Origin of the sequence: Brumimicrobium salinarum (assembly GCF_002844555.1) — a bacterium.
Lineage (GTDB): Bacteria > Bacteroidota > Bacteroidia > Flavobacteriales_D > Crocinitomicaceae > Brumimicrobium > Brumimicrobium salinarum.
Genome location: NZ_PJNI01000001.1, coordinates 307668 through 324600, shown reverse-complemented (window position 1 = coordinate 324600; position 16933 = coordinate 307668). Strand labels below are relative to the sequence as shown.

Annotated in this window: 16 protein-coding genes; 12 read left to right on the top strand and 4 right to left on the bottom strand. The window is 33.4% G+C overall.

Features of this window, described 5'->3' with window-relative positions; genetic code table 11:
- Window positions 1-74: 74 nt before the first annotated feature.
- From CW751_RS01525 to CW751_RS01515, 3 genes are all read right to left on the bottom strand, one after another.
- On the bottom strand, window positions 75-806 hold the full coding sequence (locus tag CW751_RS01525) for a carboxypeptidase-like regulatory domain-containing protein (protein ID WP_165779186.1): 732 nt from the start codon (window positions 804-806) through the stop codon (window positions 75-77).
- A gap of 140 nt (window positions 807-946) precedes the next feature.
- Window positions 947-1894, bottom strand: a complete 948-nt coding sequence (locus tag CW751_RS01520) for an SPFH domain-containing protein (protein ID WP_101333189.1) — start codon at window positions 1892-1894, stop codon at window positions 947-949.
- Between the two features lie 132 nt (window positions 1895-2026).
- The gene (locus tag CW751_RS01515) at window positions 2027-3865 is read right to left on the bottom strand and encodes an ABC transporter ATP-binding protein (protein WP_101333188.1); all 1839 of its coding nucleotides are present in this window, start codon (window positions 3863-3865) and stop codon (window positions 2027-2029) included.
- Window positions 3866-4026: 161 nt separating this feature from the next.
- Here CW751_RS01515 and rbfA point away from each other — a divergent pair, with 161 nt between their 5' ends.
- From rbfA to CW751_RS01465, 10 genes are all read left to right on the top strand, one after another.
- Window positions 4027-4362 (top strand): 30S ribosome-binding factor RbfA, encoded by a 336-nt coding sequence (rbfA, locus tag CW751_RS01510; RefSeq protein ID WP_101333187.1) that lies wholly within the window; start codon window positions 4027-4029, stop codon window positions 4360-4362.
- A gap of 3 nt (window positions 4363-4365) precedes the next feature.
- Complete coding sequence (locus CW751_RS01505) at window positions 4366-5586, top strand: ABC transporter permease (RefSeq protein WP_101333186.1); 1221 nt, start codon at window positions 4366-4368, stop codon at window positions 5584-5586.
- Between the two features lie 87 nt (window positions 5587-5673).
- Window positions 5674-6945 (top strand): serine--tRNA ligase, encoded by a 1272-nt coding sequence (gene serS / locus CW751_RS01500; RefSeq protein ID WP_101333185.1) that lies wholly within the window; start codon window positions 5674-5676, stop codon window positions 6943-6945.
- Between the two features lie 179 nt (window positions 6946-7124).
- Window positions 7125-7385 (top strand): rhodanese-like domain-containing protein, encoded by a 261-nt coding sequence (locus tag CW751_RS01495; protein WP_101333184.1) that lies wholly within the window; start codon window positions 7125-7127, stop codon window positions 7383-7385.
- Between the two features lie 2 nt (window positions 7386-7387).
- Window positions 7388-7693, top strand: a complete 306-nt coding sequence (locus tag CW751_RS01490) for a rhodanese-like domain-containing protein (protein WP_101333183.1) — start codon at window positions 7388-7390, stop codon at window positions 7691-7693.
- Window positions 7694-8026: 333 nt separating this feature from the next.
- Complete coding sequence (locus CW751_RS01485) at window positions 8027-8542, top strand: mechanosensitive ion channel domain-containing protein (RefSeq protein WP_101333182.1); 516 nt, start codon at window positions 8027-8029, stop codon at window positions 8540-8542.
- Between the two features lie 111 nt (window positions 8543-8653).
- Window positions 8654-9721 carry a hypothetical protein gene (locus tag CW751_RS01480; protein ID WP_101333181.1) on the top strand — a complete coding sequence of 356 codons (1068 nt, stop codon included), beginning with the start codon at window positions 8654-8656 and terminating at the stop codon, window positions 9719-9721.
- 156 nt (window positions 9722-9877) lie between these two features.
- Window positions 9878-11281 (top strand): MATE family efflux transporter, encoded by a 1404-nt coding sequence (locus CW751_RS01475; protein ID WP_101333180.1) that lies wholly within the window; start codon window positions 9878-9880, stop codon window positions 11279-11281.
- A complete protein-coding gene (locus CW751_RS01470; RefSeq protein ID WP_101333517.1) occupies window positions 11271-11654 on the top strand; it encodes an acyl-CoA thioesterase in 384 nt (127 codons plus the stop codon). Before CW751_RS01475 ends, CW751_RS01470 begins: the two co-directional genes overlap by 11 nt.
- Before the next feature lie 137 nt (window positions 11655-11791).
- Window positions 11792-12496, top strand: a complete 705-nt coding sequence (locus CW751_RS01465) for a Crp/Fnr family transcriptional regulator (RefSeq protein WP_101333179.1) — start codon at window positions 11792-11794, stop codon at window positions 12494-12496.
- Between the two features lie 544 nt (window positions 12497-13040).
- Here CW751_RS01465 and CW751_RS01460 read toward each other — a convergent pair.
- A complete protein-coding gene (locus CW751_RS01460) occupies window positions 13041-14348 on the bottom strand; it encodes an alginate export family protein (protein WP_101333178.1) in 1308 nt (435 codons plus the stop codon).
- Between the two features lie 427 nt (window positions 14349-14775).
- On the opposite strand from CW751_RS01460, the gene CW751_RS01455 reads away from it, so the two are divergent.
- A complete protein-coding gene (locus CW751_RS01455; RefSeq protein ID WP_101333177.1) occupies window positions 14776-15222 on the top strand; it encodes a 6-pyruvoyl trahydropterin synthase family protein in 447 nt (148 codons plus the stop codon).
- Window positions 15223-15615: 393 nt separating this feature from the next.
- Window positions 15616-16914, top strand: a complete 1299-nt coding sequence (locus CW751_RS01450) for a cytochrome c3 family protein (RefSeq protein ID WP_165779185.1) — start codon at window positions 15616-15618, stop codon at window positions 16912-16914.
- Window positions 16915-16933 lie beyond the last annotated feature (19 nt).

Sequence of the window (16933 nt, the reverse complement as noted above, 5' to 3'; positions counted from 1 at the left end):
CCTTTAATTTTTTCCGCTAAAACACAATTAGACGCAGTTTTTAACTACGTCTAATATTGTAAATTTGAATTTTTTTAAAACTCTTCTTTACTTTTTCTAATTTTCCAAGCCCTCCACAAATCATAATAACTCTTTGTTTCCATAATTATAACACCACCTGTAGTGTCACCATATTTTGCAGGTATAGCGCTTGTGTAAACAGTAACGCCTCCAATAGCTGCACTTGGAATTCCTTGCACTTTTCCTGTTTTTACACCATCGATATAATGAATTAAATCATTCCCTCGAGAGCCACGAATCATCATTTGACCATCTGGGGCCACCTGGATATCTGAGTTTCTACTCGCAATTAATGATTTAAGTTCATTTTTTGCAGGACTTTTCATGATATCTAATGAATTGATACGGTTTTGACCAAAATCATGGCTTATTAAAGGATCAATATATTCTACGATGTCTACTTCAACTGTTTCAGTGATTTGATCATTAAAATTTATTCGCTTTAAAAACGCGATTCCATCTGTTAGTACATTCGCATAAACCTTGTGTTGTATGGTGTCTCCTAAATAATTTACATTGAGCACATACATTCCCGTGGGAACAGCATTGATTTTAAAACGTCCAGTTTCATCTGTGTCAGCACCAAATTTAGATGCGCCTCTTTCTACCCAAACTTTTGCAAACATTGCGGGTTTGTCACTCTCTGGATTTATAAAAATTCTACCTTGGATATCACCATAGGATCCTTGCGTCATTCCGAAGTGAACAAACACTAGTGTTACGATTAAACTTATTGCTTTTTTCATGTTTTTATGTTTTGGTTCACTCTTGAGATGCAAAGCAAATAAGGATTCCATAAAAAACTTAAAAAAAGCTGTAAAAATGACAAAAGAGACCTTCGCATGAGAAGGTCTCTTTTATGAGTACACTTTATTAATTTCAATATTTAATTATCTTCTTTCTTATTTTTCTTTTCGGCCTCTGCCTTTTTCATGGCTTCACCAATTTGATTCGACGCTGTAAAAGACGCCACCATATTGTTGAGCATATCACTTCCAGCTTGTGGAGAGTTTGGAAGTAAAATAAGATTCGTATTTGTTTCTTCGCCAATCGATTGTAAAGTATCATAATGTTGTGTTACTACAATTAAGGCTGAAGCTTCTTGGGAATTAATTCCAACATTATTTAACACATCAACACTTTCCTCAAGTCCACGTGCAATCTCTCTTCTTTGATCTGCAATACCTTGTCCTTGAAGACGCTTGCTTTCTGCCTCTGCACGTGCTTTTGCCACAATTTTAATTCGTTCTGCCTCTGCTTCGAATTCTGCAGCTACCTTTTCACGTTCTGACGCGTTAATACGGTTCATAGAAGTCTTTACTTGTTCATCCGGATCAATATCTGTTACAAGGGTTTTTATGATGTCATAACCATAATCTTGCATGGCATCATTTAGTTCAGATTTAACTGCGTTTGCTACGTCATCTTTGCGCTCAAACACATTATCAAGAATCATTTTTGGAACTTCCGCACGCACTACATCAAAAACATAAGAGGTGATTTGCGATTGTGGATTTTCAAGTTTATAAAAAGCGTCATAAACTTTGTCTTTCATCACTTGAAACTGAACAGATACTTTTAAACGCACAAAAACATCATCTTTGGTTTTTGTTTCAACAATTACATCTAATTGTTGAATTTTTAAATTTATTCGTCCAGCAACTTTATCTACCAATGGTATTTTTAATTGTAATCCAGAACTTCTCACCGATTGGAATTTACCAAATCGCTCGATTATAGCAGAGGTTTGTTGTTTTACTAAAAAGAAAATACCATAGACTAATAATATAGCTATGACAATGAATACAATATTGGAAATTGGGAATTCGTCCATAATAATAAGTTTTATATCAAATTTACAATAAAAGAAATCAATTTACACTTCTTATTGAACAGAATATTCTGATTTAGTAGTGTTTTTCTTTTTTTACTGAAACTAATTAGGGTTTAAACAACTCATGCTGATTTACAACCCTTGCATTGTACTTAACTTATAATACAAACCTTTCTTTGCGAAAAGCTCATCATGAGTTCCACGCTCCATGATTTCTCCTTTACTTAATACAAGAATAGTATCTGCATTCATAATTGTGCTTAAGCGGTGAGCAATCACTAATGATGTTCTGTTTTTCATTAACTTATCCAAAGCATCTTGAACCAGTTTTTCACTTTCTGTATCTAAAGCAGAGGTTGCTTCATCTAAAATCATTATAGGTGGGTTCTTTAATACTGCACGCGCGATACTCACCCGTTGTTTCTGACCCCCAGATAATTTATTTCCACGTTCACCAATATTGGTCTGATACCCTTCATCCATCGACATGATAAAGTCATGAGCATTCGCTATTTTAGCAGCTCTAATTACTTCTTCCTCAGAAACATCACTCATTCCAAATGCAATGTTGTTAAATACGGTATCGTTAAATAAAATGGATTCTTGATTAACAATTCCCACCTGACTTCGTAAATCTTCAAGTGCAAATCCAGTTATATCTACACCGTCATAGGTAATTGAGCCATTATTTACATCATAAAATCTAGGTAGTAAATCTGCTATCGTTGATTTTCCACTACCAGACTCACCAACTAAGGCAATAGTTTTTCCTTTTGGAATTTCGAAATTAAGGTGTTTCAACACTGACTCTGATTGATAAGCGAATGAAACGTTATTAAATTTAATTTCTGATTGGAGTGGTTTTATTGCGACTGGATTTTTTGGATTCGTTATTTTTTCTTTTGTACTTAGTATTTCTTCGATTCTTTCTTGACTTGCTTTTGCTTTACTAAGGTTCGCACTGTTTTTAGCAATGTTTTGAACAGGAACAAGCAATTGTGAAAATACAATGATAAACCCAATGAATTCTTTGCCCGTAAATCCATCCGCAGCTGCGCCATCTAAAATCATTGAGCCGCCAAACCAAACAATAGCAATCATTACTACAGCGCCTAAAAATTCATTTAAGGGCGAAGAAATATCTCTTTTTCTAAATGCCCTTGTGGTGAGTTTTTGATGATGTAAGTTGATTGATGCAAATTTACGCACAGATTCTTCAGTGGCGTTGAAGGCTTTAACAATTCTTATTCCTCCTAAGTATTCATCTAAAAAGGAAAACAGAACGCCCATTTGTTTTTGGGTTTTACTTGCAGTTCTTTTCAAACTTTTACCTATTTGTGCAATAATTAAGGCAGAAAGCGGAAGTAAGATAAAAGAAAATAAGGTAAGCGCTGGACTCCAGTATATAAGTACGCTTACGGTTATTATCACCGACAAAGGATCTCGAAAAACGAGTTCTAAAACAGCGATAACAGCAGTTTCTATTTCATTTACATCGTTGTTCATTCTTGACATCAAGTCACCCTTTTTTTCTTCAGTGAAGAAAGAAATCGGCAACCCCATTGACTTTTTAAACAATTGATCTCGGTAGTCTCTTACCACGGCCATTCTCAACTGAGATTGATGGTAAATTGCTAAATAACGGAAAAGACTTTTAAAAAAGAACGCAATTACAACCGTTACACACACAAAAAGCAAAGCATGTTTGGGGTCTTCCTGTGCCATTGAAGTCATAAAGTAATTGTAGTAGTCTTTACTAAAGTCAATTACAGAGGTAATTCCATCATATTCAAATGAAGGTTTTTTGACAATGTTTACCTTTTCGGAAGGAAATATTACTTGAAGAAAAGGAACAAATAAAACGAGTGATAATAAATTAAAAACAACGAATAGCAGATTAAAGACAATCGTTGCTATTGCTCTGGCTTTATAAATAAATGTCGCTTTAAATATTGTTTTTAATTGTTTCATCAGCGGCAAATATAGGATTATTTCAAGTTTTAATTCACAACAAATGTCTTTTATACATGCTTATTGATTACTTTCTTCAAGCTTGGGAGATATCCGCATTTCAAATCATCACTTCTACCTTTTTCAGTTAACCCTATTCAAAATATCATTACTTTTGTACTATGAGTTCAATTAGACAAAATAAGATAGAAAAAGTTATTCAAGAAGAAATATCAAAAATATTTCAGAAAAATGCTCGTGAGCTTTGCATGGGAGCAATGGTTACAGCAACTGTGGTAAGAGTAACGCCAGATTTAAGTCTTGCACGTGTTTACTTGAGTATTTTTGCAGGACCACCAAAAGAAGAAGTGTTAACACATATTCGCTACAATAAAGGAAAGATACGTGGTGACGTTGGACGTAGACTTAAAAATATGCGACACATTCCCGATTTAGATTTCCACATTGATGATTCTTTGGATTACGCCGAAAAAATTGATGAACTATTAAAAAAGTAAGCCATGAATATTGCTTATTTCATAGCAAAAAGATATTTCAAGGCACAAAAATCTAGGAATGTAATTAATCTAATTTCAATTATTAGTGTAGTTGGAATTACAATTTCTACCGCTGCTTTAGTTATTCTACTTTCTGCATTTAATGGAATTGAGCAGATGGTTGTAAAACTGTATAGCGATTTTGATCCTTCCATAAGTATAAGATCAGCTCAAGCAAAAACATTTAATCAAGGATTTGTTGATATCGAGCAAATTAAGCGTCTTGAAGGCGTAATAAATACATCTCGTGCTTTGGAAGAAGTGATTATCCTCAAACATGAAGATAAGTGGGTACACGCCCAAATGACAGGGGTCGATACTTGTTTTCTATCTATGTCAAAAATGAAAGACCATCTTGTTGATGGACAAGCTATTTTGTATCAAGATGATCAACCAAAAGCTATTTTTGGAGCATATTTATTAGATAAACTTGGTGGGTATATTCCATTATCAAATAATGTCCACGAAAAAGTAACTTTCAATGTACCACTACGTGAAGGAAAATTACGACCGGGTAAAAACCCATTAAATGTGCGCATTGTGGAAGTTGCAGCAAGGATGAATTATAACCGTGAAGTCAATGCTGAAAAAGTTGTAGTTCCTTACGAACTAGCAAATGAGCTTTTAGAATATGGTAATGATATAACTGCTTTTTATATTGCAGTGGATCCCAAAGCTCAACTAAACAATGTAAAAAAAGAAATTCAATCTTTAGTAGGTGAAGATTTTACTGTGAAAACAAGCTTCGAAAAAAACGAGTTAATTTTTAAAACAAGTCAGTCCGAACGTTTAATCGTATATTTTATTTTGGTTTTCATTTTTATACTTGCTTCGTTTAATCTTATTGCTTCGATAGCGATGTTGTTTGTAGAGAAAAAAGCCGATATTTCTACTTTGTTTAGTATGGGAGCAAATCGTAAAACAATTTTTAATATCTTCTTTTTTGAAGGGTTAATGATTGTGGGTCGTGGTGTAATATTCGGTTTATTGATTGGTTATGCGGTGGCTTTCTTTCAGATATTAACAGGAATCATTTCTATGCCTAGTGCACCAAGCGAGAGCTTTCCATTGGTAACTACCTGGAGTGATGCTTTTATGATTTTCTTTTCTGTATGTGTTTTAGGATTTATTGTTTCTTATTTTCCTACTAAAATCTTAATCAGAAGAAGCGAACAGATGAAGTAAAAAACGCTTCTAAAAAAAGAATTCTTTAACACTCCTACCTTAATCACGCAATAACTATTAAATTTGCGCTTTCTAAATTGATACATTATGTTGGAAATTACACGGATTAGAGCAGAAAAAGAAATCCTTATTGAAGGGTTAAAAAAACGTGGCGTTGATTTTAGCACGCAGTTGAACGAAATTACTGCGCTTGATGAATCATGGCGCGCAAAAAAAACGGAAATGGAATCCGTACAATCCGAAAGTAATAAAATCTCAAAAGAGATTGGAAAACTAATGGGAGCAGGAAAAAAAGATGAGGCGAACACAGCTAAAGAAAAAACTGCACAATTAAAAAAACAGGAACAAACACTTAAAGAAGAGGTTGCTCAACTAGAGGATAAAATTCAAGAACTCTTATATGAAGTTCCTAATGTTCCAAAAGATATTGTACCTGCTGGTAAATCCGAAGATGATAATGTAACTGTTGAAGAGGTTGGACAAAAAGTTAAGTTTACCGGTACACCTTTGCCACACTGGGAATTGGCCAAAAAGTATGATATTATCGATTTTGAATTAGGTGTTAAGGTAACTGGAACTGGTTTTCCCTTTTATAAAGGTAAAGGAGCAAAATTACAACGTGCATTAATCAACTTTTTCTTAGATGAGTCTGAAAATGCTGGATACACTGAATATATTCCACCATTATTGGTGAATGAAGATAGTGGTATTGGAACAGGTCAATTACCAGATAAAGAAGGTCAAATGTATCATGCAACTAAGGACAATCTATTTTTAATTCCTACATCAGAAGTTCCGCTAACCAATATCTACCGTGATGTCATTCTACCAAAAGAAGACTTTTCAATTAAAATGACAGGGTATACGCCCAATTTTAGAAGAGAAGCGGGTTCTTATGGAAGTGATGTGCGTGGATTAAACCGTTTGCATCAATTTGATAAGGTTGAATTGGTACGTATTGAACACCCTGATCATTCTGAAAAAGCGCTTGAAGAAATGGTAAACCACGTAAAAGGGCTGCTTGAAAAACTAGGTTTACACTACCGAATTTTAAGGCTTTGCGGTGGAGATTTAGGGTTTACTTCTGCAATTACGTATGATTTTGAAGTATTCTCAGCAGCACAAGAAAAATGGTTAGAAGTAAGTTCTGTTTCGTTGTTTGAAACTTTCCAAGCAAATCGTTTGAAATTACGCTTCAGGAATGAAAACAAAAAAACGCAATTGTGTCATACATTAAACGGAAGTGCACTGGCATTGCCAAGGGTTTTAGCAGCATTGCTTGAAAATTATCAGACTCCTGAAGGAATTGAAATACCAAAAGTACTTGAAAAGTATTTGAATTTTGATATTATAAATTAAACTAAATTTAATCAGAATCACCGTCTTGTACAGTAGTATGAGGCGGTGTTTTTATTTAAAGGAGGTTGTTAATGATGTGTTTATCTCACTATTCACTTGGGGTTATGTTACAAAAGTAACTGTAAAACCCTTTACATGTCCTTAACTTTGTTGCAGAATTGAAACTTAAAATTAAAGACATGAGCGATAATAGAGTAATTATAGACGTACGTTCCGAAATGGAATTTATGGGTGGAAATGTTGCAGGGAGTATAAACATTCCATTGCAAGAAGTTCCCAACCGAATAGATGAGATTAAAGCAATGGAAAATCCTATTCTTTGCTGTGCTTCAGGAAATAGAAGTGGCCAAGCGGTTCAATTTTTAAAATCTCACGGAATTGAGTGTGAGAACGGCGGTGGCTGGATGGAAGTAAATTATAAAGTAGCGCAAAACGCATAAGCATGGGGTTTTTAAGTAGATTATTTGGAGGCGGACCAAAAATAGATTTCGCAGAATTGAAAAGAAATGGAGCTCTTATTCTTGATGTAAGAACACCTCAAGAGTTTAAAGGTGGGCATATAAAAGGATCGAAAAACATTCCGTTGCAATCATTAAATAATAAATTAAAAGGTTTAAAGAAAAACCAAGTTATCATAACCTGTTGCGCTTCAGGAAACAGAAGCGGAAGTGCGAAAAGTATTCTTAAAAACGCAGGGTTTGAGGTATATAATGGTGGAGGTTGGAGAAGTTTAAATAACAAGCTTTAGTTTCATAATAGTAGTAGTACATATAATTAATGTAAAAAAAGTTCTAGCATTTTTGTTAGAACTTTTTTTGTTTAAAACCAATTAGTTAATACGTTTTATATGAAGGAGATAAGGCTATTATTGAAGTTGCAATTGTCACAGTTAAGAAAGTTATAATTTCAGATATTAGGCTGGTTTGAACTGTTTAGATTATTCTCGTCCCTCTATACGAAACTTGTATTGCTACAGCATGAAAATAAACACAATGGAAATTATGCTTTATTTACGCTTTAAATACAGTTGTTTTTCCTTCAAAGAACTATACTTTTGTTGTAACATTTAAAAAACGTTCGTATGGAAGAATATTATCTACATCTTATCGAAACAATAGTTATTCTTGTTATTCACTTTGTTTTAAAATATCTAACAAAAAAAGCGACCATAAAAGCAGCTTTAAAATTTTCAAAATCAGCATCAAGAGTTAATATCGTTGGTAAAATCATTAATCTCATTTTAATCACCACAGCGTTAACATTAATCCTTTTAATTTGGGGTGTAGAACAATCAGAGCTAATGTTATTTATAACTTCTATTCTTACTGTTCTTGGAATTGCGTTTTTTGCTCAATGGTCAATTATTTCAAACATTACGGCCACGTTAATTATTTTTTTCAATCATCCTGCAAAAATGGGAGATGAAATAGAAGTATTCGATATAGATCATCCTGTAAAAGGTACCATAAACGATATAGGAATCTTCTTCGTTACCATAAAAAATAAAGAGGGCGGCTTAATCACCATTCCAAGTAATTTATTTATTCAAAAAATGATTTCTAAAAAATCAACTAACCAAAAACGTATAACAGATTAAATTATTAAAGTTCCTTATGAGTATTTTAAAATTATGGTGATGTATACAATCCCAATTTATACTTATTTTCGTAATTTCGTTACAGATTTATCACTTTATAAAACACATTGATTGTCAAAACAAAGAATTGCCATAATTGAAATTGGTGGAAGTCACGATGAGTGCATTCTTAGTCAGGTACTCGGCTTAAAGGAACAAGGTTGTGAAGTTTATTTTTTTGGAAATGAAGAAATTTATTTACGAAATACTTACTTCAAATCATTGTTCGATGGTTTTTATAAAGTTGAACTTTCAGGTAAAACACGTGCTGATGTTAATGCAATGGTTCGTTTGAAAAAACAACTCAAACAAAAAGGCATCAGTAAAGTGATATGTAATACTGCACAAGGTGGACACATTAGAAACCTTATGTTGATTAGTTTGTTTTCACCCATAAAGTTTTATGGAATTTTACATACCATAAAGAAAATACCGAATAGTTTTACCCAAAAAATTATCTCATTAAAAATAAAAAATTACTTTGTTCTAAATGACACTTTATTAGCCAAAATACCAGAACAAAAACATTTAACAATTAATAGTTTTTACCCTTTAGATTATCCAAACTTTGACGAAAGGATTGAAAAAACAAGGAAGTGGCGTGTAACTATAATTGGTGGGGTAGAAAATCGAAGAAAAGACCTTGACGGATTCATTAATATCGCTAAGCAGGCTAACAAGGACATATCCTTTGTTTTTTTAGGTAAAAGCGATGTTAAAAATACTGAAGTTGTTGATTTTATTGAAAAGTTAAAAGAAAATCAACTTTTCGATCAAGTAAAACTCTTTGATTCCTTCATCTCGGAAGAGCTTTTTGATGCCTACTTACAAAATACAGATTTAATACTTCCGTTAGTTCATCCCCATACACCAAGTGCAGATGAATATTTCAACAGGCAGATTTCTGGGGCGATTAACGTGGCTTTTTCTTATTCGATCCCCATGTTAATTCACCAACAATATGCATATTGGGAAGATTTTAGTAAAGGATGTTTATTCTATGACTTAGCAAATGTTAGCGAAACTTTAACAAAGTTTTTTACCCATCATCAAGCCTATAAAAAAGCGCTTCAATCACATCCAAAATTTTCTGCAGATCTTCAACGTAAAAGGTTTTCTAGTCTGATAATTAATAGTTAGAAGAAAGATTCGGATATTTAGTCTTGTTTGTTTTTTAAAACGGTTAATTATCTAAACCATTTTGACACCAATTCTTTGATTTTGTTTTCCTGTTTTCTTTTTAAAATAAAAAACTATCTTCACAACATTTCTTTTTAGTGAATGTTAGTGTAAAATATGAAGTCGACAGAAAAGTTTGGAAAAGCACCTTTGGGTAAGTTATTGGCAGGACAAGCCATTCCAGCATCTGTGGGTATATTAACAATGTCTATTTATGCCATCGTTGATACAATATATGTAGGGAATTTTGTTGGTGCAGATGCAATTGGAGCCATTACTGTTGTTTTACCGATTACTTTTCTTATCTCTAGTATCGGAATGGCAATTGGTGTAGGAGGTTCATCAGTTCTTTCCCGTGCATTAGGAAATAAAAATCAAAGTAAAGCTTTTAAAACTTTTGGACATCAAGTAATGATGACCATTACGTTAGCACTCTTATTTGTCGTTCTTGGTGCGATATATACTGATGAAATCATTCATGTCTTTGGCGGGATGGGAGATGTTGAAGGACCTGCGATAGCTTATTTTAACATTCTGTTAATCGGCGTGCCATTCCTCGCTTGGTCAATGATGAGTAACAATGTTATTCGTGCTGAAGGGTATCCGAGAGTAGCAATGTTTGCAATGATAATTCCCGCAATTTTAAATATAATTTTAGATCCTATATTTATTATTTTGCTCGATTTAGGTATTGAAGGAGCGGCATGGGCAACAACGCTATCTTATATTGGGAGTGCTGCTTTTACATTATCTCACTTTGTTTTTGGTAAATCAATGCTGAGAATATCATTAGAATATTGTATTCCCTCTTTTCCCTTAATAAAAGAAATCAGTGCTTTAGGTTTGGTTACTTTAGCTAGACAAGGAGTTATTAGTATTCTGGCTATCGTGCTCAACAATTCTTTGTTTTATTACGGGGGTGAACAGGGTTTATCAGTATATGGAATTGTAAACCGAATTTTGATGTTTGCTAATTTCCCTGTTTTAGGAATCACCCAAGGTTTTGTTCCTATTGTAGGATATAATTTTGGTGCTCGATTAAAAGAACGAGTGGAAAAAATCATTAAATTATCAATTGGTTGGGCTTCTGCATTTTCGCTTCTAATTTTTATCATTTTGATGAGTTTGTCTTCAGAAATACCTCGTCTTTTTACCAACGATTTAGAATTAATACGTGAAACCTCGCCTGTTATTCGAACTGTTTTTCTTGCCACTCCATTATTGGCGGTAAGTTTAATTATAAGTGCCTACTTCCAAGCTATAGGAAAAGCTGGAGCTGCTTTGTTTTTAGCTTTAACCAAACAAGGGATCTTTCTTATCCCCTTGGTTTTATTATTGCCTTTATATTTTGGATTATCAGGTATTTGGATGTCATTTCCTATTGCCGATATTGGAGCAGCTTTAGTGAGTTTTTTATATTTTAAAATTTTTCCAGCAAAATATCCTTCAAAACAAGAAGCAGATCTCGAAAGTAAAAATAGGATCGCCTCAGAAATAATGACCAATGAATATGAATCTTGAACAACGTAAAAAAGACGCTGAAACACGAATTTTTAAAGCAGTTTTTCCAAATACAACTAATCATTATGACACTCTATTTGGTGGTACCGCATTACAAATGATGGATGAAGTTGCCTTTATCTGTGCAACCCGATTTTCACGTCAAAAAGTTGTTACGGTTAGCTCTGATCGTGTAGATTTTAAGAAACCCATACCTAGCGGTACTTTGGTTGAACTCGTTGCGAATATTGAAAAAGTAGGAAGAACGAGTATAGTGGTTTGTGTTGAAATATTTGTTGAAGAAATGTATTCCCACAAAAGGGAGCAAGCCGTATTTGGTTCATTTACCATGGTTGCTGTTGATGATAATAAGAACCCAGTTTCAGTAAAGTAGGTGTTACACTGACTATCTATGCTGATTATACCGATGTAAAGGCCTTCTTATTTAAAAACTGATTTATCTCATATCTTATTTTAAGATGTTTATGTCTTAATTAGCTAATTTCGTTAATGTTTTAAAATGAGACTGTCATGAAAGATATATCGTTTCCAAGTTGTCAAGACTGTGAAATACAAGAAGGATTTTTTTGTGCGTTCTCTCCTGGTGTTAAGGCTGAAATAGGTCAAGATAAAAAACACCTAACAATTAAAAAAGGTGAGTACTTGTTTAAATCTGGTGCATATACTGTTGGACTTTACTGTCTTTACAAAGGAAAAGTAAAACTAACGAAGATGGGTAAGGACGGTAAAGAACAGATCTTAAGGTTTTCTAAACCAGGGGATATCATCGGTTATCGTTCTCTTTTAAATCAAGAACCTTATCAAGCCAGTGCTATTGCTATTGAAGATGTCTATGTATGCTTAATTCTTAAGAATACATTTTTATCTATGGTTGATAAAAACCGACATTTTTCAAAGAATATCATTAATTTATTAGGCGACGATTTAAAAACAGCAGAAGAAAGTATTTTGGGATTATCTCAAAAATCTGTTCAAGAACGAATTGCAGAATCACTTGTTTTATTGGTCAATACCTACGGTTATAAAGAAGATGGAAAAACAATCAATATAAAATTATCAAGAGCTGAAATAGCAAGTTTAGCTGGTACAACGCAAGAAACAACAATTCGTACGCTTGCAAAAATGGAAAAGGAAGGATATTTAGAACTAAATAAAAAGGAAATAAGCATTCCTGACTTTAATAAGTTAATGTCTGGTACCACTTTGTTTGATTGAATAAAACACAACTAGTTTATTTTTGCTTCAATTGTATTTTCCCTTTTCCTTAACCCGGATTATTCATGCATTTAATTTTAAATCTATTCTAGGCACAAGACCTAAAGTAATATATGTATATTTCGCGGGGCTTGTAACGACGAATAGATCAAAATTAAATCAAAATCTTACAAATACACAAATACCCAAAAATGGGTTTCTCAAATTTTACAGGAAATACAGTTAAAATACTGACTTACAGATGTTAATACTCTTAAACTTTAAGATTGGTGAATAATTCGGGTTAATTCCCTCTCGGGGAGGAGTTAATCTTAAGTCGCTTTTTTTTAAACGATTATATCGGTTGATATAAAAGTCTTATTGTTACGGACAATGTTGATCGTGGCACTTCCTCCTTTGGATGAAGATACAGGGGGAGGATTTATAATTGTAAATTTTAAATCTCTATATTTTAATCTGTTCAATTTTTTGATCAAAAAAGCCTTCTTCAAACAATTAGAAGAAGGCCGAAACTTTATTTAGATCTAGGTAATCTTAATAAATACTATTTCTTTTCAAAAGGCTTAAAGTTTTTGAACGGTTTCACAGTTAACATTACATAAGCCCAACCACTTGTATCGTCGTCGTCCACCATTTTCACTTCCCGCATAGTTGATGTTCCAAACATATGAGAGTATCCGGCTTGAATGCTTACTTCATCCACAAATTGATATTTAAAAGTGAAATCAATTTCATAGCCTAAGAAAGGATCCATTGCTACGAAACCAGGCATTAGCGGTATTCCTGGTATTCTAACATCAGATTCAGTAAAGAATAAGTGGTTTGCTAAAGCAAAAGTGTATTTCCCTTTGGTATATTTAGCTTTTAAATAACCATCGATTAATCCTACGTTATTTCCATGGTTCCCAACATAGAAGTAATCCATAAATCCATTAAATCCATGATTGGTACCAAATAGTGGTGTGAACGATCTGTTTTTATCATTAACAGTAGCTTCTTGTGATGTTCCTGAAAGAAGTTCTCCTCCAAGTGTGAATCTCCATTTTTTATTTGGTTTATACGTTCCTGCAAGACTTGCATTGTAAGCACTTAGTGTTTGATGGTTTGCTGCAAATCCCATTTGATAATAACCGTAAGCGGTGATGTCAAACTTAGAACGTTTATAACTAAGTTGGGTTCCAATAGTCTGTGAAAAATTAGTTCTACTTTTTTGAATGCTATCTTCTGTATAAAACTGGTCAATTCCGTTGTTTAATGCGAGCAGACTTGCCTCAAAATTGGTCCATTTCTTATTCGCCCAAACATATTGGAAGGTTTTATAATTATTTACGGTATAAAAAATCTGGTGATTGGATGGGCGGTCTTGATTATAGGCTGCTCCTACATCTAAACTCCAACTGCTGTCTCTAAACTGAATAAGTGCAGCGTCGTGTCGCCTTCCTTGCATTGCCCAATCTAATCCTCCGAAAATACGTTGGTTATCATACGAAATTGGTTGACGACCTACTTTTATGGCCCATTTTTTATTTAAAAATAAGGACACATTAGCTTCATAGACAGATAAAAGTCCGTTATCATCAATGGCTAAATGAGAAGTATTCCCCCATGTCCTTACATCTTGAACTGTTACATTAAATTGAAAACGTTCATGTGTGTAGATTCCTCCCAAACGAGCTCTTTGAGCAATAAAAAAACCGGGATCCTGATTATTCATCAAAGGTCTTTGGTAACCATTGGCAAACTCAGCTCTTGCCTTATATTGGCCTGTAAGTTCAAATTGACCAAAACTATAACTTGTAAAGAAACTTATAAGACCAGTAAATAGAAGTGTATAATAAAATGCTCTTTTCATAATGCTTTATTTTTTACAAATGTGTAGATTTTAAAATGATAAGTTAATGATAAACGTCAATTTTAATAGTGCGATATAACAACTTTTAGAAAATAATCATTATTCTTTAAAATACCTATCTGATACTTTACCATTAAATATATCTAAGACGTTAATCATTTGAATAAACGGTTAGCTGGTAAGATCCTTCGCAAATCTCACATTCCAACCAGTTGAAAAGAATACTCTATATTGTAGTTTATTAACTACTAGTAAAGTTCTCGACAAGCATTTTCTTTCATTACAGTGATATTATTATGTTTTCTAAAAGACTAAATGATTTTAGTCATATATCTTGATTTTATCTCTGCTTTATAAATAATATCATTTTAAAATCTACACATTTGAAACTAGGTTCAATTGGTTTTTAATTTTAAAAAATTTATAAATGAATGAAGAAAAAATCCGAGTAACAAAAAGATTTACTTTTGAGATGGCTCACGCTCTGTATGATTACGACGGAAACTGTCGTTATATTCACGGACATTCTTATAAATTGTATGTCACCATTATTGGAGCTGTAAAAAAGAACGACTCTTCACCGAAAGATGGAATGGTCTGTGATTTCTCCGACCTCAAAAAGATTGTAAATGAAAATATTGTTGATGTTTACGATCATGCACTTGTATTGAATCAAAAGGATTCCGATAAAATTAATGTACTTAAAGGCGAACAACGCACCTATTATTTTCCCGTTCAACCAACGTGTGAAAATCTACTGTTACATTTTAAAAATACTTTACAGTCGGTTTTACCTTCAGAATTAAAGCTTGCAAACATAAAGTTATATGAAACTGAAGGCTCTTATGCGGAATGGGATATTAATGACCAGTAGCCTTTATTGTTAATAAGATTTTTGTTTTCATCTGAAACAAGCCATTTAGTAGTTGATTAATCAAGAAAAAGATATTCACATTTTATTTTTTTGATCAAATTATTTCGATTAATCAGAGATGTTATTTTTAAAAATGATTTTTTAACATTCTTTTTGAATTGATTCTGAATCTCCTATGCTTTTATTTTTGTCTTGTTCGTAACAAAAGTATATCTGCTATTGAAAAACTGAGTATTTAGAATGGTTCTAAATTAATTTCAAAACAGCTTTTATTGTCATGAAACTGTCATTGCCTATGGATATTCTACTAAATTTGCTAACGATAAGTATTGCGAATTAACACAAAAATTTGTGAAATTATAAATTAAAATATCTAATAATCAGATGTTTAACATGGGAAATAAGGGGTTGTTTACGTTTTTAGTAACGTTGTTTATGTTGACAGCTTTTGCATCGAATGCGCAAGAAGGTGAGTCAATATTTAATTCAAAATGTGCTACCTGTCACGCACCGCACAAGGATATGACAGGTCCTAAACTATTTGAAGTTCGTCAAAAATGGGAAGAAGGTGGAGCTATGGAAGGTTCACTTTATCAATGGGTGAAAAATTGGCAAGTTGCTGCTGCAACAGATCCGTATGCAAAAGAAGTTGCTGATTGGGCGCCTTCAGCAATGACCACTTTTGCAGATTTGTCAAACGAACAAATTGATGCTATTTTTAATTATGTTGATGAGCAACCTTTGCCAGGTGCAGGCGGTGGTGAATCTGCTGCTGGCGGTGAGATGGTTGCATCTACAAATACGCAAGAAAATGATCTTGGATGGATTTGGTATATTCTTGGAGCTGTATTCTTAGTTGTTATATTTTCTGTTGGTGGCGTAAAACGTCAATTACAGGAATTAGATGAAGATGCAGGTAAAGAGATAAAGGTAGGCTCCAAAGCATGGATGTTTAAAAACCGTAAGTACATCGGTATGGTTGGTCTTGTTGTTGTTATGGCAGGAGTAACTTGGTTGTTGGTAGGGTTGAACCAGGTGGGTGTTGTAACAGGTTATCAACCGAGTCAGCCAATTGCATTTCCTCATGATAAGCACGCTGGAATAAACGGTATTGACTGTAAGTATTGTCACAACTCAGCAAATAAGTCTAAATCAGCTGGTATTCCGACAACGAATGTTTGTATGAACTGTCACAAACAAATTCAAGGAGAAGGAGATCAAGTTGAAAAAATTAAAAAGATTTATAAATCAGCTGGATTCTCTCCAGAAGGTGGTGGTAAATACAGTGGAGAAACAGAGAATATTGTTTGGAACAAAGTACACCAACTTCCAGATCACGTTTACTTTAATCACTCTCAACACGTAGAGGTTGGTGGAATTGATTGTAAACAATGTCACGGGGATATGACTAAGCAAAAAGAATTGCCGAGAGTAGTTCCTGTAGAAGAATTAAACAAAATTGAAGGTAACATACAATTGACTAAAGCTACATTAACAATGGGTTGGTGTATTGAATGTCATGGTGTAAAAGAAGTTTCTTCTGGACCTATTGAAGGGAAAGGCGGATATTATGATGAAATTCATAAACGTTTATTAGAAAACGATGAAACACTTTACGAAGAATATCTAGAAGATGGTAAGGTAACCGTAGATGAGCTTGGCGGATGGGAATGTGCTAAGTGTCATTACTAATTTAATTGAAAGTTGATAG

Excerpts from the sequence above, each read along its gene's own strand:
- CW751_RS01525 (WP_165779186.1), bottom strand. The coding sequence starts at position 806 with ATGAAAAAAGCAATAAGTTTAATCGTAACACTAGTGTTTGTTCACTTC.
- CW751_RS01520 (WP_101333189.1), bottom strand. The coding sequence starts at position 1,894 with ATGGACGAATTCCCAATTTCCAATATTGTATTCATTGTCATAGCTATA.
- CW751_RS01515 (WP_101333188.1), bottom strand. The coding sequence starts at position 3,865 with ATGAAACAATTAAAAACAATATTTAAAGCGACATTTATTTATAAAGCC.
- rbfA (WP_101333187.1), top strand. The coding sequence starts at position 4,027 with ATGAGTTCAATTAGACAAAATAAGATAGAAAAAGTTATTCAAGAAGAA.
- CW751_RS01505 (WP_101333186.1), top strand. The coding sequence starts at position 4,366 with ATGAATATTGCTTATTTCATAGCAAAAAGATATTTCAAGGCACAAAAA.
- serS (WP_101333185.1), top strand. The coding sequence starts at position 5,674 with ATGTTGGAAATTACACGGATTAGAGCAGAAAAAGAAATCCTTATTGAA.
- CW751_RS01495 (WP_101333184.1), top strand. The coding sequence starts at position 7,125 with ATGAGCGATAATAGAGTAATTATAGACGTACGTTCCGAAATGGAATTT.
- CW751_RS01490 (WP_101333183.1), top strand. The coding sequence starts at position 7,388 with ATGGGGTTTTTAAGTAGATTATTTGGAGGCGGACCAAAAATAGATTTC.
- CW751_RS01485 (WP_101333182.1), top strand. The coding sequence starts at position 8,027 with ATGGAAGAATATTATCTACATCTTATCGAAACAATAGTTATTCTTGTT.
- CW751_RS01475 (WP_101333180.1), top strand. The coding sequence starts at position 9,878 with ATGAAGTCGACAGAAAAGTTTGGAAAAGCACCTTTGGGTAAGTTATTG.
- CW751_RS01470 (WP_101333517.1), top strand. The coding sequence starts at position 11,271 with ATGAATCTTGAACAACGTAAAAAAGACGCTGAAACACGAATTTTTAAA.
- CW751_RS01465 (WP_101333179.1), top strand. The coding sequence starts at position 11,792 with ATGAAAGATATATCGTTTCCAAGTTGTCAAGACTGTGAAATACAAGAA.
- CW751_RS01460 (WP_101333178.1), bottom strand. The coding sequence starts at position 14,348 with ATGAAAAGAGCATTTTATTATACACTTCTATTTACTGGTCTTATAAGT.
- CW751_RS01455 (WP_101333177.1), top strand. The coding sequence starts at position 14,776 with ATGAATGAAGAAAAAATCCGAGTAACAAAAAGATTTACTTTTGAGATG.
- CW751_RS01450 (WP_165779185.1), top strand. The coding sequence starts at position 15,616 with ATGGGAAATAAGGGGTTGTTTACGTTTTTAGTAACGTTGTTTATGTTG.